The organism is Paracoccus jiaweipingae, assembly GCF_044335505.1.
Taxonomy (GTDB): domain Bacteria; phylum Pseudomonadota; class Alphaproteobacteria; order Rhodobacterales; family Rhodobacteraceae; genus Paracoccus.
The window spans coordinates 1-18,931 of sequence record NZ_JBISBS010000005.1; the positions used below are offsets into that span (position 1 = coordinate 1).

The 18,931-nt window shown below is 63.3% G+C and carries 22 protein-coding genes; 12 read left to right on the forward strand and 10 right to left on the reverse strand.

What is annotated here, in order from left to right; genetic code table 11:
- Positions 1-344: GTP-binding protein (locus tag ACFXP9_RS09715; RefSeq protein WP_397208185.1), on the reverse strand; the 344-nt coding region annotated here is incomplete at its 3' end.
- Between the two features lie 200 nt (positions 345-544).
- Here ACFXP9_RS09715 and ACFXP9_RS09720 point away from each other — a divergent pair.
- The 4 genes from ACFXP9_RS09720 to ACFXP9_RS09735 all read left to right on the forward strand — a co-directional run bounded on the left by ACFXP9_RS09720 (position 545) and on the right by ACFXP9_RS09735 (position 3,214).
- The gene (locus tag ACFXP9_RS09720) at positions 545-1,414 is read left to right on the forward strand and encodes a tellurite resistance TerB family protein (RefSeq protein WP_397208187.1); all 870 of its coding nucleotides are present in this window, start codon (positions 545-547) and stop codon (positions 1,412-1,414) included.
- Between the two features lie 381 nt (positions 1,415-1,795).
- The gene (locus ACFXP9_RS09725) at positions 1,796-2,035 is read left to right on the forward strand and encodes a DUF262 domain-containing protein (protein ID WP_397208189.1); all 240 of its coding nucleotides are present in this window, start codon (positions 1,796-1,798) and stop codon (positions 2,033-2,035) included.
- 14 nt (positions 2,036-2,049) lie between these two features.
- Positions 2,050-2,913 (forward strand): hypothetical protein, encoded by an 864-nt coding sequence (locus ACFXP9_RS09730; RefSeq protein WP_397210177.1) that lies wholly within the window; start codon positions 2,050-2,052, stop codon positions 2,911-2,913.
- A complete protein-coding gene (locus tag ACFXP9_RS09735; protein WP_397208193.1) occupies positions 2,897-3,214 on the forward strand; it encodes an MAE_28990/MAE_18760 family HEPN-like nuclease in 318 nt (105 codons plus the stop codon). The genes ACFXP9_RS09730 and ACFXP9_RS09735 overlap by 17 nt, the downstream gene beginning before the upstream one ends.
- A 509-nt stretch (positions 3,215-3,723) precedes the next feature.
- Here ACFXP9_RS09735 and ACFXP9_RS09740 read toward each other — a convergent pair.
- Both ACFXP9_RS09740 and parC read right to left on the reverse strand, forming a co-directional pair.
- A complete protein-coding gene (locus tag ACFXP9_RS09740) occupies positions 3,724-5,607 on the reverse strand; it encodes a DUF6538 domain-containing protein (RefSeq protein ID WP_397208195.1) in 1,884 nt (627 codons plus the stop codon).
- Positions 5,608-6,052: 445 nt separating this feature from the next.
- Positions 6,053-8,290 (reverse strand): DNA topoisomerase IV subunit A, encoded by a 2,238-nt coding sequence (gene parC / locus ACFXP9_RS09745; protein WP_397208197.1) that lies wholly within the window; start codon positions 8,288-8,290, stop codon positions 6,053-6,055.
- Positions 8,291-8,394: 104 nt separating this feature from the next.
- Here parC and ACFXP9_RS09750 point away from each other — a divergent pair, with 104 nt between their 5' ends.
- From ACFXP9_RS09750 to ACFXP9_RS09775, 6 genes are all read left to right on the forward strand, one after another.
- Complete coding sequence (locus tag ACFXP9_RS09750) at positions 8,395-9,228, forward strand: SDR family NAD(P)-dependent oxidoreductase (protein ID WP_397208199.1); 834 nt, start codon at positions 8,395-8,397, stop codon at positions 9,226-9,228.
- Between the two features lie 26 nt (positions 9,229-9,254).
- Positions 9,255-9,455, forward strand: coding sequence for a twin transmembrane helix small protein (locus ACFXP9_RS09755; RefSeq protein ID WP_397208201.1), 201 nt, complete (start codon positions 9,255-9,257; stop codon positions 9,453-9,455).
- Positions 9,455-10,027, forward strand: coding sequence for a cob(I)yrinic acid a,c-diamide adenosyltransferase (locus tag ACFXP9_RS09760; RefSeq protein WP_397208203.1), 573 nt, complete (start codon positions 9,455-9,457; stop codon positions 10,025-10,027). Before ACFXP9_RS09755 ends, ACFXP9_RS09760 begins: the two co-directional genes overlap by 1 nt.
- Positions 10,028-10,143: 116 nt before the next feature.
- On the forward strand, positions 10,144-10,902 hold the full coding sequence (locus tag ACFXP9_RS09765) for an electron transfer flavoprotein subunit beta/FixA family protein (RefSeq protein ID WP_397208205.1): 759 nt from the start codon (positions 10,144-10,146) through the stop codon (positions 10,900-10,902).
- On the forward strand, positions 10,902-11,831 hold the full coding sequence (locus ACFXP9_RS09770) for an electron transfer flavoprotein subunit alpha/FixB family protein (RefSeq protein ID WP_397208207.1): 930 nt from the start codon (positions 10,902-10,904) through the stop codon (positions 11,829-11,831). Before ACFXP9_RS09765 ends, ACFXP9_RS09770 begins: the two co-directional genes overlap by 1 nt.
- Before the next feature lie 128 nt (positions 11,832-11,959).
- Entirely contained in the window at positions 11,960-12,835 is an 876-nt protein-coding gene (locus ACFXP9_RS09775) for a 3-hydroxybutyryl-CoA dehydrogenase (RefSeq protein ID WP_397208209.1), read from the forward strand.
- A gap of 179 nt (positions 12,836-13,014) precedes the next feature.
- On the opposite strand, the gene ACFXP9_RS09780 is transcribed toward ACFXP9_RS09775, so the two are convergent.
- The 6 genes from ACFXP9_RS09780 to ACFXP9_RS09805 all read right to left on the reverse strand — a co-directional run bounded on the left by ACFXP9_RS09780 (position 13,015) and on the right by ACFXP9_RS09805 (position 16,233).
- The gene (locus ACFXP9_RS09780; protein ID WP_397208211.1) at positions 13,015-13,425 is read right to left on the reverse strand and encodes a DUF2852 domain-containing protein; all 411 of its coding nucleotides are present in this window, start codon (positions 13,423-13,425) and stop codon (positions 13,015-13,017) included.
- A gap of 84 nt (positions 13,426-13,509) precedes the next feature.
- Complete coding sequence (locus ACFXP9_RS09785; RefSeq protein ID WP_397208212.1) at positions 13,510-14,121, reverse strand: TetR/AcrR family transcriptional regulator; 612 nt, start codon at positions 14,119-14,121, stop codon at positions 13,510-13,512.
- A gap of 4 nt (positions 14,122-14,125) precedes the next feature.
- Entirely contained in the window at positions 14,126-14,398 is a 273-nt protein-coding gene (locus tag ACFXP9_RS09790; RefSeq protein ID WP_397208214.1) for an HPr family phosphocarrier protein, read from the reverse strand.
- Positions 14,395-14,808, reverse strand: coding sequence for a PTS sugar transporter subunit IIA (locus tag ACFXP9_RS09795; RefSeq protein ID WP_397208216.1), 414 nt, complete (start codon positions 14,806-14,808; stop codon positions 14,395-14,397). Before ACFXP9_RS09795 ends, ACFXP9_RS09790 begins: the two co-directional genes overlap by 4 nt.
- Positions 14,805-15,767: an RNase adapter RapZ gene (gene rapZ, locus ACFXP9_RS09800; RefSeq protein WP_397208218.1), complete on the reverse strand. Its 963-nt coding sequence runs from the start codon at positions 15,765-15,767 to the stop codon at positions 14,805-14,807. The genes ACFXP9_RS09795 and rapZ overlap by 4 nt, the downstream gene beginning before the upstream one ends.
- The gene (locus tag ACFXP9_RS09805; protein ID WP_397208220.1) at positions 15,736-16,233 is read right to left on the reverse strand and encodes an HPr kinase/phosphorylase; all 498 of its coding nucleotides are present in this window, start codon (positions 16,231-16,233) and stop codon (positions 15,736-15,738) included. Before ACFXP9_RS09805 ends, rapZ begins: the two co-directional genes overlap by 32 nt.
- A 138-nt stretch (positions 16,234-16,371) precedes the next feature.
- Here ACFXP9_RS09805 and ACFXP9_RS09810 point away from each other — a divergent pair, with 138 nt between their 5' ends.
- The gene (locus tag ACFXP9_RS09810; protein ID WP_397208222.1) at positions 16,372-17,970 is read left to right on the forward strand and encodes a phosphoenolpyruvate carboxykinase; all 1,599 of its coding nucleotides are present in this window, start codon (positions 16,372-16,374) and stop codon (positions 17,968-17,970) included.
- 68 nt (positions 17,971-18,038) lie between these two features.
- Here the strand turns inward: ACFXP9_RS09810 and ACFXP9_RS09815 are convergent, their stop codons facing one another.
- Complete coding sequence (locus ACFXP9_RS09815) at positions 18,039-18,257, reverse strand: hypothetical protein (RefSeq protein WP_397208224.1); 219 nt, start codon at positions 18,255-18,257, stop codon at positions 18,039-18,041.
- A gap of 71 nt (positions 18,258-18,328) precedes the next feature.
- On the opposite strand from ACFXP9_RS09815, the gene ACFXP9_RS09820 reads away from it, so the two are divergent.
- Positions 18,329-18,922, forward strand: coding sequence for a TetR/AcrR family transcriptional regulator (locus ACFXP9_RS09820; RefSeq protein WP_397208226.1), 594 nt, complete (start codon positions 18,329-18,331; stop codon positions 18,920-18,922).
- The last annotated feature ends 9 nt before the right edge of the window (positions 18,923-18,931 follow it).

Consider the following 18,931-nt stretch of genomic DNA (forward strand, 5'->3'; position numbering starts at 1 on the left):
ATGTGTTCGCGGGTCTGCGGCATGGGGCCGTCAGCGGCGTTCACCACCAGGATCGCGCCGTCCATCTGCGCCGCGCCGGTGATCATGTTCTTCACATAGTCGGCGTGGCCGGGGCAGTCCACATGGGCATAGTGACGGGTGTCGGATTCATATTCGACATGCGCCGTCGAAATCGTGATCCCGCGTGCCTTTTCCTCGGGCGCGCCGTCAATCTGGTCGTAAGCCTTGAAGTCACCAAAATACTTGGTGATCGCTGCCGTCAGGGTCGTCTTGCCGTGGTCAACGTGACCAATCGTCCCGATGTTGACGTGCGGTTTCGTCCGTTCAAACTTTGCCTTTGCCATAAGGGCCTCCTGTTCGTCGGGGCGTGGCTGGCGGCCCCGTTCAGCATCCGCCGCGACTTATAAGCAGATTCGGGAAAAATCAAGGCCACGCATTGCATGATTGCACGGCTGTGGCACGGAACCCCGCCGATTGCCGTCGCGTTAGCCTGCCGAGTGTGGCCGTCACCGGGAAATGACGGCGAAAATACAGGGGAATGACGATGAGCATGATGAAAACTCTGGCCCGCGTCGCGGCAGGCGTGATGCTGGCCAAGGGCATTGGAACGGTGATGAAAAACCGAAATGGCGGGACCGGCACCGGCCAGACCGGGGGCCATACCACCGGCGGCGGGATCCTTGGCGATCTTCTGGGCAATAACACTGGCAGCGCCGGGTCGCGCCAGACCGGCAGCGGCGGGCTTGGCGATATGCTGGGTCAGGTTCTGGGCGGGCGCAGCACCGGCGCGGGCAGCGGCAGCCCCTATGGCGGCCAGCATTCGCCCGACCGCAGCGGCACGGCCTCGGGCGGGTTGGGGGGTATCCTTGACCAGCTTGGCGGTGCGGCAGCGGGGGCCGGTCTGGGCGGTCTGCTGGGTGGCCTGCTGGGGGGCGGCGCTGGCCAGAAAGATCTGGCGCAAAAAGATTCGCAGCCCAGCAATGACCGCAGCTTTGGCGATCTGTTCAACGACGCCCTGATCAAACAGGACGAACCCGAGGTGCTGCCTACCCCGGAACAGAATGCCGTCGCCGCGCTGATGCTGAAAGCAATGATTCAGGCGGCCAAGTCGGATGGCAAGATTGACGACGCCGAAAAACAGCGCCTGATCGGCCATCTGGGGGATGATATCGACGAGGAAGAACGCCAGTTCATCCGCGACCAGATGGCCGCCCCGATCGACCCGCAAGCCCTTGCGCGCGAGGTGCCGAAGGGGTTGGAATCGCAGGTTTATATGATGTCGCTGATGGCCATCGACTTTGACAGTCAGGCCGAGGCCGAATACCTGCACGCGCTGGCGCAGGCTTTGGGCCTGAACCAGTCGCAGACGGACAGCATCCATACCCGGATCGGGGTAAAAAACCTCTATAGCTGAGGGGCCGCCCACTGACCGACACGCCGTCCGATGTTTCGGGCGGCGTCTTTTTTTGCCTCCGGCGGGGATAGCCGGAGGCACATCTTCAAGCCCCAATCAAAGCAATAGCTTAGCTGTCGCCATCGACTTGTTTGTGGCGCGATGTGTGACACTGCGACGCGAAAAAATCAAGGTGGCTAGTTTCCAGTTTGCTGAGTCACAGGGGGGGCTAAGATGCGGTAACGGGCGGAGAGCGGTCATTCTCCGCGGCTGCGAAGGGATCAGCCAACAATTGCAAGAACGGACATCACGCATCTTGAACTTCCAACATGATCCCAACGGGGGCTGGCAAACCGCTACCGCGTAGGTCTACAATTGGCATGAATGAAAAGGGTATGCTCCATGCTCAAGGCTGAGATCGACACCGCCAAGCGCACTGTAAATACAGACCGCGTGCAGATCACCATTGGCGAAGTCGCGACGATGTATTCGTCGGAGGAACTGAATATTCTCCCCGACTTCCAGCGGCTCCATCGCTGGAGCTTGGAGAAGAAATCCACCTTTGTTGAATCGATTTTGATTGGAATTCCCATTCCCCCGTCTTCGTCTTCGAGACAGATGAGGGCACATGGGAACTTGTAGACGGACTTCAACGTGTGTCGACCATTCTCGAGTTCATGGGCCTACTCCGGGATGTCTACAACCCTGGCGAAACCAAGAGAAGCATCTTGGCTGGAACGAAATATCTTCCGAGCCTCGAGGGGGTTGCATGGGACGCGATCAACGCTGGTGAGACAACTCTCGAAAAGTCTATGCAGCTATTCTTTCGGCGTGCCAGGCTCGACTTCGAGATTCTAAAACACCCGAGTGACCCGAAGACCAAGTATGACTTGTTCCAGCGCCTCAACCGTGGTGGCGCCTATGCGAATGAACAGGAAGTCCGCACTTGCTCCATGGTCTTGGCTGACGAAGATTTCACGCAGAAGCTCAAGGATATCGCCGGCCGGCAAGAGGTTCAGGCGCTATTCGGTGTGACCAGTGAACAGCACCAGAAGCAGCGCGACCTCGAGTATCTCGTGCGTTTAATAGTCCACACCATGGTTGAATACTCTACAAAGATGGATATCGAAGAATACCTGAGCACAGGAATTCTTGAAGTAATCGAGAGCGGGCGCCAGGACGAAGCAATCGAAATGGTGAACTGGGTTATTGATACCCTACGAAATATGGGAGGCGACGAAGCACTCTTGCCCGCAGAAGAACGCATCGATGGCGTCGGAGGCGGCAGGAGGTTCTCACTCCGAGCCTTGGAAGTCATATGCGTTGGACTTGCGAAGAACCGAGAGGTGCTCGCTGCCAAACCTGATGCTGATAAGTTCATTCGGGCCAAGATCGCGAGCTTTTGGATGAACCAGATCGTGGTAGATTTGAGCAGCGCAGTAATGCGGGGCACCACAAGAATTCAGCGAAGCGTTCCTTTCGGCGCGAAGTGGTTCGATCCGGATGCCCAAAACAATTGACGATTTTTTCGACGACATCGATGCGGCGAGGTCGATCCGAGTCCGAGAGTTGTCGGAAATCAAAAGGCTATTCGGAACTCCATCGTCTACAGCTGATCCTATGGGTGTTCAGTCAAAGGCGCTCGTTGTTTTGAGCTATGCAGCTTGGGAAGGCTTCTATAACGAGTGCGTCGATGCCTACTGTGACTTCCTCCAAACACGAGGGAAAAAGGTCTCTGATGCGGGCTGGAAGATGCTTGTCGGAGCTCTTGGTGCTGAATTCGATTCTTTGCGCAGCCGGCGCGCCCGATCTCGTCGATGATGACGATGGGATTGGCGATGCCCATGCGCAGGAACTCGGTCACCAGCCGCCCGGCATGGGCTGTTCCCCAGCCGCGCTCGGTGCCGGTCAGCGCGAAGGTGCCGCCCTGCGCCGCCCCGATATCGAGCGCGATGACGGGCACCCCCAGCAGCGCGCCCAGATGCCGCGCCTATCCTCCTGCCTGACCTGTTGCGCGGGACGCAAACAGGTATCCGGGGTTCGAAGGGGCTGGCCCCTCGCAAGTCTCGTTGGCCCGCACTTCCGCAGGAATGCAGGGACAACGAGGAGACTTGCTTTTGATCCTCCCCCAAACGCGGATCTCCGTTCCGGTATCGCGCACCGGTTCCGGTACCTGTTGCCCGGATCGGCGCGGGGTGACGGTGGTTCAAGGGGTGAGGCGCAAACATGGAAAAGCTCCTTTCTGGCGCAGGGGGGTGACGTAAATCCGAGGGGCGCTGAGACGATGAAGGTGGGAGAAACACCCCCGGATCGCGCCTCAGCGCGCAGTCTCAGAAGATGCGGGGAAGGCTGTTGATGGCCTCTTGCATGGCGCGCAGGGGTGCCGTGCTGCCATAGACCTCGTCTTCGACCGTGGCGCCGGCGTGGCCCAGAATGTCGTAACAGACGGCCTGGCTTACAGCCGGGTTTTGGCGCAGCTGATCGGTCACATAATGGCGGAAGCTGTGAAAGCTCTTCTTGCCGCGATCCGTGCCCAGCTGATCGGTGAAGATCTCGCGGGACAAATAGTCAATTGACGCCCCGAAACCGCCCGCCGCCGAATTCTTCTTCAGCTCGGAAAACAGGTTCTGATCCGGGTCACGGCCCTCGATGTGATCGAGAAAGCCAAGCTCGATAAGATGCTCATGCAGCGGGACATCGCGCACGGATTGCGGCGTCTTCAGATGCGCCCGGTTGCCGTTTGGCCGGAAGGAAAGGCACCAGATGCCGTCGATCTGGCGCAGGTCCGCGACCTCCATCGCCGCCAGTTCCTCGCGCCGCGCGCCGCTATAGGCGGCAAGAATGTGCATCCAGTAAAGCCCGTCGCGCAGGATCACCGCACCGGGCTTGCGCCGATGTTTGGCTGAGGCGCAGCCCGTGAACACCGGATGCCGGAACAGCGCCCGCACATCGGTCAGGCTGAGGGCTGCGCGCTTGTCGCGGGCGCGCCGCGTATCGCGCCGGTTCAGCGTGGTAAAATCAAGGAAGCGGTCAACCGCGATCCCCTCGCCACCGGCGCGCGTGATGATGCGCCGGATCGTCGTCAGATGCCGGTTGCTGGTGGCCGGGGTGAACCCGCGCTCTTCTGTGGCAAGCTCCGCCGCGCGTTTGATCGTCGCGGAAATGGAGCGCAGCTTGTCCTTCGGGCTGCGGCCAAAGGTCTTGGGCAGCTTGCGCATCGTGTCCACAAACTGCGACAGATGATGCTGGCGGATATCTCGGACATCCTTGATCCCGGTGATGAGGGCAAAAAGCTCGGCGCTTTGCCGGGTCTGGCGGATTTGCGCTTCTGTGACCGCGTCGTCGCGCTGCACCTCCATGACGCGCGCGGCGACGGCAAACCAGTCGGGGTCCGGCAGGTTCGCATCCCCGGCCTGTGCATCTTCCGCTGGGTCCGCACCGGGGGGCAGTAAAGCCGTCGACAGTGCCCGGGACGCTGCCCCTTCCTCAAACCACGCGCGCGGGATCTGCGCCGCATCGGGGTCAAGCGCATCAGCGGGTTTGATCCGGGCGGCGGATTCGATGCTCAGCTTCTGCGCGGGCAACAGCGCGGCGGCCCGCGCGGTCAGGATCACCCGATAGGCCGCCAGCAGCTCATCATCCTCAACCGCATCCGCCCGGCGCAGGGCCTGTGAGACCACCTGTTCCGCAAAGCCCCGCTCATGCGCGTGCAGAAACGGCGCGGCATGGGCGGCCGATTCATGCGAGAAGATCAAAGCCGCCGCGTCGTGCATATCGACATTGTCGCCGTCGCGGCTGCGCTCCAGCAGCGCCAGGTCCTCCGCGTCATAGTCGCCGTGGCGCAGCGCCGCCAGCAGCGCCCGCCCGTGCAGCTCAAGCGCCAACTCTTTCGGCATCGGCGGGGCCGGGATTGCCAGGCCAAGGTGCGACAGCGGGCGGTTCGCCTCAATCCGTTGCCATTCTTCCCGAACGACACGATCAAAAAGGTCCCGGGCCTCGGCAGGTGTCAGCCGCTTCTTCGCCATATCCCTGAAGATAGCGGCACTTTGGGCCGTGACAATGGCCGCCAGGCGCCGCGCCGTCTCCGGATCGCGGGTCCGCAGGCTGACCTGCATCACCCCACCGCCATCCGCCCCGCCGGGCAACCTGCGCCGCCAGACATAGGTCGCACCGCGCCGGTAAACATGATTCGCCAATCCCATCAGAGCCTCCATTCCTCATGTGGCTCCGGCTAAATCTGTGCCTCACACACCGCACACATGCACATCCGCACGCCATAGGTGAGGCGCAAAATCTATTGCGGTCAAAGGGTTGCCAGATTATGCCTCCGGAGGGGATATTTTAACCAAGATGAAAGGTTTTCGCGTTAGCTGTGAGGGGCGGTACAGGCGGGGACGCCGATGACCGCCCAAGGTGAAGACCTGTCCCCTGTCGCTGCGCGGATCAAATGCCGCCAGCGGCAGGGGGTATTCGACGCGGGTGTGGCATCCTGATGGGGATGGGCGGCCTGGCGTCGCACACGGGTGCAGCGGATTTCACCCTGGCCCAAATATCCCGGGGGAAATCGGCGCAGCCGATGGGGGCAGCGCCCCCCTTCCCTGCCAAGACGAAAAGACCGCCGCGAAAGGGGGACCACGGTGTTCCTTTAGCCCCGTCACATCATCCAAAGGTATTGTCGCGGGGAAAGCCGCGCGGGGCCATGCGCCCGGCTGTGGCGCGCTTGCCAAGCCATTCTCCAAGGTCGGTTTCGCTGCGGGTGCGTCCGGCCGGGTCCTGCCATGACAGGCCGACCGACAGGGTGATGCAGCGCGCGTCCGACAGGCCACCATCCTTGAATTTTTGCAGCCGCACCCCTTTGCCGCGCGCCATTTCCGGCAGTTCGGACAAGGGAAAGACCAGCATTTTGCGGTTCTGGCCAACGGTGGCGACGTGATCGCCCTCGACCCGGCGGCACAGCAGCGCGTCGCCGTTCAGCACCTGTTTACCGGTCTTGGTTTGCGCCAGAATATCGGCAGCATTGACCACAAAGCCGTTACCGTCCTTCGAGGCGACCAGATATTGCTGATCCTCGCGCCACGGGAAGATGTCGATCACCTCGGCTTCGTTGGGCAGGTCGACCATCAGCCGCACCGGTTCCCCCAGCCCGCGCCCACCGGGCAGGTTGGCCGCCGACAGGGTGTAAAACCGGCCATTGGCGCCAAAGATCATCAGCTTGTCGGTGGTTTCGGCATGAAGGGCAAAGCGCGGGCCGTCGCCGTCGCGGAACTTGACCTCGGCATCCAGCGGCTGGTGGCCCTTCATCGCACGAATCCAGCCCATTTTGGACAGGATGACGGTGATCGGCTCGCGCTCGATCATGGCATCCATGTCGATGGGCTGGACATCCACGCTGTCGGTGATCTCGGTCCGGCGCATCCCGCCCGGCGCGCTGCGGCCAAACAGGCCGCGCACATCGCGCAATTCCTGCGCGATCCGCGCCCATTGCGCGGCGTCATCGGCCAGCATGGCCTGCAAGGCGTCGCGTTCGGCCATCAGGCTGTCGCGTTCGGCCCGCAATTCAATTTCTTCCAGCTTGCGCAGGGCGCGCAGGCGCATGTTCAGGATCGCCTCGACCTGAATATCGGTCAGGCCGAATTCGGCCATCATCACCGATTTCGGGTCATCTTCGTGGCGGATGATCTCGATCACGCGGTCGATGTTCAGATAGGCGACCAGATAGCCCTCAAGCACCTCCAGCCGGCGGGCGATCTTGTCCAGCCGGTGGTTTGATCGCCGCAAAAGCACGTCGCGGCGGTGGTCAAGAAAGGCGCGCAGAACCTCTTTCAGGCTGCAAACCCTGGGGACGCGCCCGTCGATCAGCACGTTCATGTTCAGGCTGAACCGGATCTCAAGATCGCTGACCCTGAACAGCGCCGCCATCAGCTGATCGGGGTCGACCATGCGGGTTTTGGGTTCCAGCACGATGCGGATATCCTCGGCGGATTCGTCGCGCACATCGGCCAGAATCGGGATCTTGCGGGTCTGGATCAGCTCGGCCAGACGTTCGATCAGCTTGGATTTCTGCACCTGATAGGGGATCTCGGTCACGATGACCTGCCACTGGCCACGGCCCAGATCCTCGCGCTGCCAACGCGCCCGCAGGCGGAAGCTGCCGCGCCCGGTGCGATAGGATTCGCGAATGGATTCAGGGCTTTCGACCAGCACCCCGCCAGTCGGGAAATCCGGTCCGGGGATCAGGCTGACCAGCGTGTCGTCGCGCGCATCCGGGGTCTTGATCAGATGCAGGCAGGCGTCAATGACCTCGTGCAGGTTATGGGGCGGCACATTGGTCGCCATCCCCACCGCGATGCCCGAGGCCCCGTTGCACAAAAGGTTCGGAAAGGCCGCCGGCAGGACCACCGGTTCGGTCAAAGTGCCGTCATAATTGGGCCGGAAATCGACCGCATCCTCGGCCAGCCCTTCCAGCAGCGATTCCGAGGGCAGCGCCAGACGCGCCTCGGTATAGCGGCTGGCGGCGGGGTTATCGCCGTCGATATTGCCGAAATTCCCCTGCCCGTCGACCAGCGGGTAACGCATGGCGAAATCCTGCGCCAGACGTGCCATGGCGTCGTAAATCGCGGCATCGCCATGGGGGTGATAATTCCCCATCACATCGCCCGAAATCTTGGCCGATTTGCGGAACGCCCCGGTTGGCGACAGCTTCAGTTCGCGCATCGCGAACAGGATGCGGCGATGCACCGGCTTCAGCCCGTCACGCGCATCGGGCAGCGCCCGGTTCATGATCGTGGACAGCGCATAGGTCAGATAGCGTTCACCAATGGCGCGCGACAGCGGCTCGCGCACGGTCTGCGAGGGCTGCGGGGTCAGGTCGGGGTCTTCGGGCGTGTTCTGCGACATGGGTCGATGGATATTGCGCCGCGCCGCTTGCGTCCAGCGCAAACGGCAATGACGCCGTCTGCCCGCTGCGCTATAGCAGCGCCAGACAGAAAAGAGGCGGCGGCATGGACCAGACAAAGACGCGCCGGGTGCTGATCACCGGCTGTTCATCGGGCATCGGGCTGGCCACGGCGCATTGGCTGCGCGACCGGGGCTGGCAGGTGGTGGCCGCCTGCCGCCACCCCGATGACAGCGCCGCGCGCCGGGCCGAGGCGATGGAATCGGTCACGCTGGACCTGTCGCGGCCCGACAGCATTGCCGCAGCGATGGATCAGGTGCTGGCCGCCGGGCCGCTGGACGCACTGGTCAATAACGCCGCCTTCGCCCTGCCCGGCGCGGTCGAGGATATGCCCGCCGATGCCCTGCGATCCATTTTCGAGGTCAACCTGTTTGGCACCCATGACCTGACCTGCCGCGCGCTGGCGCATTTCCGCAGCCGGGGGGCCGGGCGGGTGGTGAATATTTCCTCGGTTCTGGGGCTGGTCGGCATTGCGTGGCGCGGCCCCTATGTCGCGACCAAATTCGCGCTTGAGGGGCTGACGGATGTGTTGCGGCTGGAAATGACCGGCACCGGCATTCATATCATGCTGGTCGAACCGGGGCCGGTCACGTCACGCATCCGCGAAAACTCGATCCCGCATTTCGAACGCTGGGTGGACTGGCAGGCCAGCCCCCGCGCCGCGCAATATCGCGACAGCCTGCTGAAACGGCTGTATCAGCCCGGTGGCAAGGACCGGTTCGAATTGCCGCCACAGGCCGTCGCGCGGCGCATTCAGCACGCGCTTGAGGCACGGCGGCCACGGGCGCGCTATTTCGTCACCACGCCGACATGGGCGGCGGCGATCGGGCGGCGGCTGTTGCCGGGGCGGGCACTGGACTGGTTCGCGCGCCGCAGCTAAGGTCCGACCAGCGCGAGGGGGCTGAGATGCAGGACAAACCACTTTTCTATATCGTCGTGATTGCCTGCCTTGCGGTGGTGGCGATCCTGGCGACCGGCATTGGCGGCTTTGGCGCGGGCGGCGATTTCAACCGCCGCAACGGCAACCGGCTGATGCGCTGGCGCATCATCGCGCAGGCCGTGGCGATTGCGCTGATCCTGTTGTTTCTGTGGCTGAGGGCACGCTGATGGTGGTTCTGAACAAGATCTATACCCGCACCGGCGACAAGGGCGACACCGCCCTGTCCGATGGCACCCGCGTCGCCAAGCATGACCCGCGGGTCGAGGCCTATGGCACCGTGGATGAACTGAACGCCACGCTGGGTCTGTGCCGGCTTCATGCCGCAGGCGACCTGGCCGGGCAGTTATCGGTCATCCAGAACGACCTGTTCGACCTTGGCGCCGACCTGTCACGCCCGAACATGGCGGCGGATGATCAGGCGGAATATCCGGTTCTGCGCATCATCCCCGAACAGGTCGACCGGCTGGAGGCCGAGATCGACACCATGAATGCCAACCTGACCCCGCTGCGCAGCTTTATCCTGCCCGGCGGCACCGCGCTGGCGGCGCATCTGCATCTGGCCCGCACCGTTGCGCGCCGCGCCGAACGCCGTGCGACCGAACTGGCCGCGCAGGGCGATGCCAACCCGGCAGCGGTGAAATACCTGAACCGGCTGTCGGACTGGCTGTTCGTGGCAGCACGGCTGACCAATGACGGGGGCGCGGCCGATATCCTGTGGGTGCCCGGCGCCAGTCGTTAGCGCTTACATCGCTTGCGACGCCGCGTTGCGGCGATTTTCTGCTGGCAAAAGCCATCCACAGCCGGTTAACTCTGCCCCTGAACGAGATGACGCAACCACATGAAGGAGGAGCACGCATGAAGGTTCTCGTGCCCGTCAAGCGCGTGATCGACTATAACGTGAAGGCCCGCGTGAAAGCGGACGGATCGGGTGTTGATCTTGCCAACGTCAAAATGTCGATGAACCCTTTCGACGAAATCGCCGTCGAAGAGGCCATCCGCCTGAAGGAAAAAGGCGCAGCCGAAGAGGTCGTCGTCGTCTCGATCGGGGTCAAGCAGGCTGCCGAAACGCTGCGCACCGCGCTGGCGATGGGTGCCGACCGCGCCATTCTGGTCGTGGCCGCCGATGATGTTCACACTGACATCGAACCGCTGGCCGTCGCCAAGATCCTGAAAGCCATCATCGACGAAGAACAGCCCAGGCTGGTCATCGCCGGCAAGCAGGCCATCGACAACGACATGAACGCCACCGGCCAGATGCTGGCCGCGCTGTTGGGCTGGGGTCAGGCGACCTTTGCCAACACGGTCGAGATCGCGGGCGAAACCGCCAAAGTCTCGCGCGAGGTGGATGGCGGCCTGCAAACCATCGAGGTCAAGCTGCCCGCCGTGGTCACCGCCGATCTGCGCCTGAACGAGCCGCGCTATGCCTCGCTGCCCAATATCATGAAGGCCAAGAAAAAGCCGCTGGATGAGAAAACCGCCGCCGATTACGGCGTCGACACCACCCCGCGCCTTCAGGTCGTCAACACCGCCGAACCCGAGGGCCGCAAGGCCGGGATCAAGGTCGGCTCGGTCGATGAGCTGGTCTCGAAACTCAAAGAAGCGGGGGTCGTGTAATGTCGGTTCTTCTGATTGCTGAGGTCCAGAACGGCAACGAACTGGCCGTGGATGCCACCGCCAAGGCGCTGAGCGCCGCCAGCCAGTTGGGTGATGTGACCGTGCTGGTCGCGGGCGAAGGCTGCGAAGGCGCCGCCGCCGAGGCCGCCGGGCTGGACGGCGTGGCCAAGGTGGTCTGCGTCTCGGACGCGGCCTATGCCCATGGGCTGGCCGAACCGCTGGCCGACCTGATCGTCGCCATGGCGGGCGATTACAGCCATATCGTGCTGCCCTCGACCGCCAGCGCGAAAAACGTCGCGCCGCGCGTCGCCGCGCTGCTGGACGTGATGGTGATTTCAGACGTGATGAAGGTGGTCGATGCCGACACGTTCGAACGCCCGGTCTATGCCGGCAACGCCATCCAGACGGTCAAATCGGGCGATGCCAAAAAGGTCATGACCATCCGCACCGCCAGCTTTGACGCCGCCGGTCAGGGCGGCGCGGCCAGCGTCGATACCGGCGCCGCCGGTGCCAACCCCGGCCTGTCGTCCTGGGTCGAGGACAAAGTCGCGGAATCCGACCGCCCCGAGCTGACCTCGGCCGGGCGCGTCGTGTCGGGTGGCCGCGGTGTCGGCAGTGCCGAAAACTTTGCCATGGTCGAAAAACTGGCCGACAAGCTGGGGGCCGCTGTCGGCGCCTCGCGCGCGGCGGTCGATTCGGGCTATGCGCCCAATGACTGGCAGGTGGGTCAGACCGGCAAGGTCGTCGCCCCGGAACTGTATATCGCGCTGGGGATCTCGGGCGCGATCCAGCATTTGGCAGGGATGAAGGACAGCAAGGTCATCGTCGCCATCAACAAGGACGAAGAAGCCCCGATCTTCCAGATCGCCGATTACGGTCTGGTCGCGGATATCTTCGAAGCCGTTCCCGCGCTGACCGAAAAGCTGTGATCACACGACACGTCTGATGAAACCGCCCGCGGCCCCGGCTGCGGGCGGTTTTTCTTTGCCGCCTTTGCCATTGAACGCCCGCCCGCTTTATGCCTATCGTTTCCGCGAAACGAGGAAAGGGACGTGACATGGCAGTGCAATCGGTGGGCGTGATCGGCGCGGGTCAGATGGGCAACGGCATTGCCCATGTTTTCGCGTTGGCGGGGTTCGACGTGCTGATGACCGACATCTCGCGCGAGGCGCTGGACAAGGCCATGGCGCTGATCGACAAGAACCTGACCCGTCAGGTCAGCCGCGACAAGATCAGCCAGTCCGACAAGGACGGCGCGATGGGGCGGATCAAGACCACGCTGCAACTGTCCGATCTGGGGCAATGCGATCTGGTGATCGAGGCGGCAACCGAACGCGAAACCGTCAAACAGGCCATTTTCGAAGACCTGCTGCCGCATCTGCGGCCGGAAACCATCCTGACCTCGAACACCTCGTCCATCTCGATCACGCGTCTGGCCTCGCGCACGGACCGGCCGGAAAAATTCATGGGCTTCCATTTCATGAACCCGGTGCCGGTGATGCAGCTGGTGGAACTGATCCGCGGCATCGCCACCGATGACGCCACCTACAAGGCGCTGATCGACGTGGTGGAACGGCTTGGCAAAACCGCCGCCAGCGCCGAGGATTTCCCCGCCTTCATCGTCAACCGCATCCTGATGCCGATGATCAACGAGGCGGTCTATACGCTGTATGAAGGCGTGGGGAACGTCAAATCCATCGACGAATCCATGAAACTGGGGGCTAACCACCCGATGGGTCCGCTGGAGCTGGCCGATTTCATCGGGCTGGACACCTGTCTGGCGATCATGAACGTGCTGCATGACGGGCTGGCCGACACCAAATACCGCCCCTGCCCGCTGCTGACCAAATATGTCGAGGCAGGCTGGCTGGGTCGCAAAACCGGTCGCGGCTTTTACGACTATCGCGGCGAAACGCCGGTCCCCACCCGCTGAAGGGCCGGCAGGGGGCCTGTGCGGCCCCCTCGGCGCTGCGCGCCTTCACCCCCGCAAGGTATTTACGACAGAAGCGAGGGGGGAACGCGCCGCGCCCCTGCCTCGCTTCTGTTCAAAATACCTTCGGGGGGTCAGGGGGGCAGACAGCCCCCCCTTCCAGATCATCGGCCTGCACGGGGTCAGGCGGTGTCGCGACGCTGGGACATGAACTGGTCGAATTCTGCCTTGTCCTTGGCTTCGCGCAGCTTCTCAAGGAAAGCCTCGAAATCGCGCTGCTCGTCCTCAAGACGTTTCAGGGTTTCCGCGCGATAGGAATCGAAGGCGATATTCCCTGTCTCAGCCGACAGGCTGCGGGCGGAATGGCGGGCGTGGCGACGGGTGCTGTTTGCGAACATGCGTTTGCTCCAGACGGCATAGAACAGCAGGATAAACCCAAGCGGTCCCGCAATGATGAACCCGGCGATGATCGCCAGTATCCAGGCGGGCCGCCCGCCCGCATCCAGCCAGTCCCGCACACCTTCGAACGCATCGCTGACGCGTCCCCAGACCCCGCGCGAGACCGCGGGCTGGTCATAAGCTGTCGTAGTCATCATGCTCCTCACCATGTGAATGTTAATCACATTTACATAGATAACGCATCCCGCGCCGCGATCAAGCCCCGACTGCGGCTTTTTTCACTCGGGCAGCAGCCCCAGCCCGCGCAGATAGATCAGCGTGCCGCTTTCCAGCATATCGGCGGCGGAAAAGGGCACCCGCCCGCCCGGCTTGCCGCGCCCGAACAGTTCCACCACGCCGTGGCTTAGCGCCCAGATGTGATTGGCAATCATGCGCGGCGGCGGCGCCATACCGGCCTTGGGCTGGCCCAGACGGCTGGCGGCCTCGACCATCACGTCCATGGCCCGATCCGCCGCCAGCGACAGCTCGGCATTTCCGGCAATCGACAGGCCCGATTCGAACATGGCGACATAGCTGCCGGGTTCATCACTGGCAAAATCCAGATAGGCCTGCCCCATGCGCAGAAAGGCCGTCACCGGGCGCGGGCGGCCATCGTCGAACGCGGTCTCAAGCCGGGCGGCAAAGGCCAGAAAGCCCTGTCGCGCCACCTCTTCCAGCAGTTCGTCGCGGCCTGCGAAATGGCGATAGGGGGCGGCGGGGCTGACGCCGGCCAGACGCGCGGCCTCGGCCAGGGTAAAGCCCAACGGCCCTTTTTCCTGAATCAGCGTGGCGGTTGCCTCGACCAGCGCCTGCCTGAGGTTGCCGTGGTGATAGGTCTTGCGTCCGGCCAAGGCCTTACATGCCCTCGCCGAAGTAATCCCCGACCAGCGCCACCAGCGCGTCCGACAATTCCTGCGCCTGCACCCCCGAGGTGGTGACGCGGATGGTTGATCCGCGCGCGGCGGCCAGCATCAGCAGCCCCATGATCGAATCGCCGCCGACCGACATCCCGTCCTTTTCCACCTGCGCCACGGCATCGAACCCTTCGACGGTTTCGACGAATTTGGCGCTGGCGCGGGCGTGCAGGCCCTTGACGTTGATGATTTCCAGATCGCGGGTAACGCTCATGAGGCGACCTTTCCTTGTGCCGTTCCGCTGAGGTCGAAACTGGCGATATATTTGCGCCCCGCATCCTTGGCGCGGGCGACGGCCTCGGGGACGGTCAGGCGGCGCGACTTGGCCAGTTTGACCAGCATCGGCAGGTTGGCCCCGGCCAGAATGGCGCGGTTACGCGCCGCGCAGGCCATCAGCGACAGGTTCGAGGGCGAGCCGCCGAACAGATCGGTCACCACCACCACGCCATCGCCCTGGTCGACATCATCGGCGGCAGCACAGATTTCGGCCTGTTTGGCGCCGCGATCGTGGTCATCCTCGATCGCGATGGCCCGCATTCCGGGCTGCGGCCCGACCACATGCTGCACCGCGGAAAGATATTCCCGCGCCAGACCACCATGAGCGACGATGACGATTCCGATCAATCCCGTTCACCAAAGCCAGCGGCCGCGTCTGCCTGTGCGTCAGTGCCATTGGCGGCTGACGCGCCCTGCGCGCGGCGTTCCAGTTCCCTGTGTCGTTTTGACACCGGCCAGCCCGCATGTGCAAGCGCATCAGCCATTTTTTCCGCCAGTGTGACAGATCTGTGCTTGCCGCCAGTGCAGCCAAAGCCGATGGCCAGATGGGATTTGCCCTCTTGCTTGTGGGCGGGCAGGGTGAACAGGATCAGGTCGCGCAGGCGGGTGAAATATTCGTCAAAGCGCGGGTCGGCGCTGACATAATCCTGCACGCGGGGGTCCAGCCCGGTCAGGGGGCGCAATGCCTCTTCCCAATGCGGGTTGGCCAGAAAGCGACAGTCGAACATCACATCGACCCCGCGCGGCACACCGCGCTTATAGGAAAACGACTGCACCGAAACCGACAGCCGGCGGTCCGGCCTGATGTCGAAAAACGCCGCCATAACCGCCTTGAGGTCATGCGGCGACAGGTCGGATGTGTCGACCAGCACATCGGCGCGGGCGCGAATCGGGGCCAGCAGGTCGCGTTCGGCATCGACCCCCTCGCGCGGCGCACCGGCGGGCGACAGCGGGTGACGGCGGCGGGTTTCGTTATAGCGGCGAACCAGAACCTCGGGGTCGCAATCGACATACAGAACCTCGGCGCCGTATCGCGGGTCGCGGGTCAGGGTGTCGATCAGCTCGATCAGGTTCAGGACCGAAAAGTCGCGGTTGCGCGCATCCAGCCCCAGCGCCAGCGGTGCCGGGCGCGGCGCCCCCTCAAGCAGGCGCGGCACCAGCGACAGCGGCAGGTTGTCAATGGCCTCGAATCCCAGATCTTCCAGCACGTTGATCGCCGTCGACCGCCCGGCCCCGGACGGACCGGTGACCAGCACAACGCGCTGATCCGCCTCTTCACTTGCGGGGTATGGACTTGGCTCGACCATCTCCGGCCCTCCTGATCGCTGCCTCGGGGTCGTCGCGGCCGCCGATCATCAGCTGGCGGATCGCAGGGGCAAGATGCGGGTCATGGCGGGCAAAGACAAGGGCAAGCGGCACCCCCAGCACGGTGGTGTGACGCAAAGGCGGCAGGCGCTGGGGTTCGGGCCGCGACAGGTCGACCACCAGCGCCAGCGGCACCGGCCCTGCGGCATCGGCCCGCAACAGGCCGATCTGGCGGGCCTCGATCCGGCCGCGCAGCATGGGCGGGGCGTCGGCCAGCACCTGATCGCCCTGCCGCCACAGCGCCACCCGGTCATCGGCCACCAGCGCCGCGCCGCGCGACATCAGGTCCAGCGCCAGCGCCGATTTCCCCGCCCCTGCCGGACCCACGATCAACACCCCCTTCCCCGCCAGTGCCACGCAACTGGCATGGCGGATCAGCGGCGATTCGGCCTGTGCGGTGCTGCCCATAGGCGATTATCCCCCTGTTCCTGCCGATGTTATCGCTATCGCGGCGTGTTATCGCTAAACAGGCCGGTGTGGCCTCTTCCTTCATCAAACTGCCATGTTATAGGTCGCGCAATCCCCATCCCCAAGGAGCCTGCCGACATGAGCCAAGCGCGCGTCAATCCGAACCTCCGCCTCGAAGATCAAGGGATCTCGGGTCTGGGTCAGGTTCACTATAACCTGCTGGAACCGGCCCTGATTCAGGCCGCGATCGAGCGCGGCGAAGGTCGTCTTGGGCTTGGCGGTGCGTTTTTGGTCTCGACCGGCGCGCATACGGGCCGTTCGCCCAAGGACAAACATGTTGTGCGCACCCCCTCGGTTGAAAACAGCATCTGGTGGGAAAACAACAAGCCGATGGACCCCGAGGCCTTCGACCGCCTTCATGCCGACATGCTGGAACACATGAAGGGCGGCGATTATTTCGTCCAGGACCTGTATGGCGGTGCCGACCCGGAACTGCGCCTTGACGTGCGCGTGGTGACCGAACTGGCATGGCACGGGCTGTTCATCCGCCACCTGCTGCGCCGCCCCGAGGCCGAAGAGCTGGCCACCTTTACCCCCGAATTCACCATCATCAACTGCCCCAGCTTCAAGGCCGACCCGGCCAGGCATGGCTGCCGCAGCGAAACCGTGATCGCGCTGAATTTCGACAAAAAGCTGATCCTGATCGGCAACACCGCCTATGCGGGGGAAAACAAGAAATCGGTGTTCACGCTGCTGAACTATCTGCTGCCGGAAAAAGGCGTGATGCCGATGCATTGCTCGGCCAACCATGCCATCGGCAACCCCGATGATTGTGCCATCTTCTTTGGCCTGTCGGGCACCGGCAAGACCACGCTGTCGGCGGACCCTTCGCGCACGCTGATCGGGGATGACGAACACGGCTGGTCGGACAAGGGCATCTTCAACTTTGAAGGTGGCTGCTATGCCAAGACCATCAACCTGTCCGCCGATGCCGAACCCGAAATCTATGCCACGACCAGCAAATTCGGCACCGTGGTTGAAAACATGGTCTATGACGACGACACGCTGGTGCTGGATTTCGAGGATAACAGCATCACCGACAACATGCGCTGTGCCTATCCGCTGGACTATATCTCGAACGCGTCCCAGAATTCGCTGGGGGGCAAGCCGAAAAACGTCATCATGCTGACCTGTGATGCCTATGGCGTGCTGCCGCCGATCGCGCGGCTGACCCCGGCGCAGGCGATGTATCACTTCCTGTCGGGCTTTACCTCGAAAACGCCGGGCACCGAGGTCGGCGTGACCGAGCCGGAGCCCACCTTCTCGACCTGCTTTGGCGCCCCTTTCATGCCGCGCCGCCCCGAGGAATACGGCAAACTGCTGCAAGAAAAGATCAAGCAGACCGGCGCGACCTGCTGGCTGGTCAATACCGGCTGGACCGGCGGGGCCTTTGGCAAAGGCTCGCGGATGCCGATCAAGGCGACCCGCGCCCTGCTGACCGCCGCGCTGGATGGCAGCCTGAACGATGTCGAATTCCGCAAAGACCCGAATTTCGGCTTCGAGGTTCCGGTCAGCGTTCCGGGCGTGTCGGATGTGCTTCTGAACCCGCGTCAGACCTGGGAAGATGCCGCCGCCTATGACGCGCAGGCGCAAAAGCTGGTGGGCATGTTTGCCAGGAATTTTGCCCAATATGAAGACAAGATCGACGACGACGTGAAGGCCGCCCGCATCGGCTGACCCGTGTCCCGCATCGCATCAAAGGGCCGCAGCGCAAGCCGCGGCCCTTTTTCATGCGCGCTTGCCCCTTACAGCCAGTGCCGCAAGCGGCTGTGGATCAGCGGGATGATCAGCCAGATCATCGCGACCACGACCACCGGCACAAGGATCAGCGTGCGCAGCGCCAGTGGCCAGCCCGCCGTCAACGGCGTCAGCACCATCAGCAGCAGCGTCACAAGCGGATAGACAAAGGCGAAGACCAGCACAGCCAGCCGGCGCCGCGAGGGTTGAGGGTGGGGGGACGACATGGCAAACCTCCATCGGAACACATCGTCTTGATGATATAGAACGGAACGTATCGTTTCGCAACAGGTGCAGAATGTCAGATCCCAGCCGCAGTTCGATCGGCGCCCGCCGGAACCCCCAGACAGAAACCGCCATTCTGGACGCGGCGGAACGCCTGATCGAACAAGTCGGTTTTCAGAAACTGTCGATCGAGGCCGTCGCCCGCGAGGCCCGTGCCGGCAAGGCCACCGTCTATCGCTGGTGGCCGGGCAAGGGGCATTTGCTGCTGGCGCTGTATTCACGGGCCAAAACCGCCCTGCCCGAACCCGATACCGGCGATATGCGCCGCGATCTGGAGGAATACCTGACCCAATTTCTGCAACGGCTGAACGGGACCGCAGACAGCCCGCCACTGGCACCGCTGCTGCGCCTGCTGATCGCCGAGGCGCAATCGGACCCCGCCATGCACGCGGCCTTTCGTCACGAACGGGACGAGCGCTGGGACCAGATCACCAGCATCCTGCGCCGCGCACGCGACCGCGGGCAGCTGAACCCCGCCCTCAGCCCCGATCAGGCCGCAAGGCGCATCGTGTCGATGATCTGGCTGTTGCTGCTGGACGACGCCCTGCCCGCGTCAGATGCAGCACCGGCCCTTCTGGACGAGCTTATGCCCGCATTGCACGGCTGAGGGCGCGCC

What these genes read in the sequence shown, in the direction of transcription:
- ACFXP9_RS09780 (WP_397208211.1), bottom strand. Translation starts at nt 13,425, where the DNA reads ATGACTACGACAGCTTATGACCAGCCCGCGGTCTCGCGCGGGGTCTGG.
- ACFXP9_RS09740 (WP_397208195.1), bottom strand. Translation starts at nt 5,607, where the DNA reads ATGGAGGCTCTGATGGGATTGGCGAATCATGTTTACCGGCGCGGTGCG.
- ACFXP9_RS09725 (WP_397208189.1), top strand. Translation starts at nt 1,796, where the DNA reads ATGCTCAAGGCTGAGATCGACACCGCCAAGCGCACTGTAAATACAGAC.
- ACFXP9_RS09815 (WP_397208224.1), bottom strand. Translation starts at nt 18,257, where the DNA reads ATGTCGTCCCCCCACCCTCAACCCTCGCGGCGCCGGCTGGCTGTGCTG.
- ACFXP9_RS09750 (WP_397208199.1), top strand. Translation starts at nt 8,395, where the DNA reads ATGGACCAGACAAAGACGCGCCGGGTGCTGATCACCGGCTGTTCATCG.
- ACFXP9_RS09805 (WP_397208220.1), bottom strand. Translation starts at nt 16,233, where the DNA reads ATGGGCAGCACCGCACAGGCCGAATCGCCGCTGATCCGCCATGCCAGT.
- rapZ (WP_397208218.1), bottom strand. Translation starts at nt 15,767, where the DNA reads ATGGTCGAGCCAAGTCCATACCCCGCAAGTGAAGAGGCGGATCAGCGC.
- parC (WP_397208197.1), bottom strand. Translation starts at nt 8,290, where the DNA reads ATGTCGCAGAACACGCCCGAAGACCCCGACCTGACCCCGCAGCCCTCG.
- ACFXP9_RS09760 (WP_397208203.1), top strand. Translation starts at nt 9,455, where the DNA reads ATGGTGGTTCTGAACAAGATCTATACCCGCACCGGCGACAAGGGCGAC.
- ACFXP9_RS09765 (WP_397208205.1), top strand. Translation starts at nt 10,144, where the DNA reads ATGAAGGTTCTCGTGCCCGTCAAGCGCGTGATCGACTATAACGTGAAG.
- ACFXP9_RS09810 (WP_397208222.1), top strand. Translation starts at nt 16,372, where the DNA reads ATGAGCCAAGCGCGCGTCAATCCGAACCTCCGCCTCGAAGATCAAGGG.
- ACFXP9_RS09820 (WP_397208226.1), top strand. Translation starts at nt 18,329, where the DNA reads ATGTCAGATCCCAGCCGCAGTTCGATCGGCGCCCGCCGGAACCCCCAG.
- ACFXP9_RS09720 (WP_397208187.1), top strand. Translation starts at nt 545, where the DNA reads ATGAGCATGATGAAAACTCTGGCCCGCGTCGCGGCAGGCGTGATGCTG.
- ACFXP9_RS09755 (WP_397208201.1), top strand. Translation starts at nt 9,255, where the DNA reads ATGCAGGACAAACCACTTTTCTATATCGTCGTGATTGCCTGCCTTGCG.
- ACFXP9_RS09770 (WP_397208207.1), top strand. Translation starts at nt 10,902, where the DNA reads ATGTCGGTTCTTCTGATTGCTGAGGTCCAGAACGGCAACGAACTGGCC.
- ACFXP9_RS09790 (WP_397208214.1), bottom strand. Translation starts at nt 14,398, where the DNA reads ATGAGCGTTACCCGCGATCTGGAAATCATCAACGTCAAGGGCCTGCAC.
- ACFXP9_RS09735 (WP_397208193.1), top strand. Translation starts at nt 2,897, where the DNA reads ATGCCCAAAACAATTGACGATTTTTTCGACGACATCGATGCGGCGAGG.
- ACFXP9_RS09775 (WP_397208209.1), top strand. Translation starts at nt 11,960, where the DNA reads ATGGCAGTGCAATCGGTGGGCGTGATCGGCGCGGGTCAGATGGGCAAC.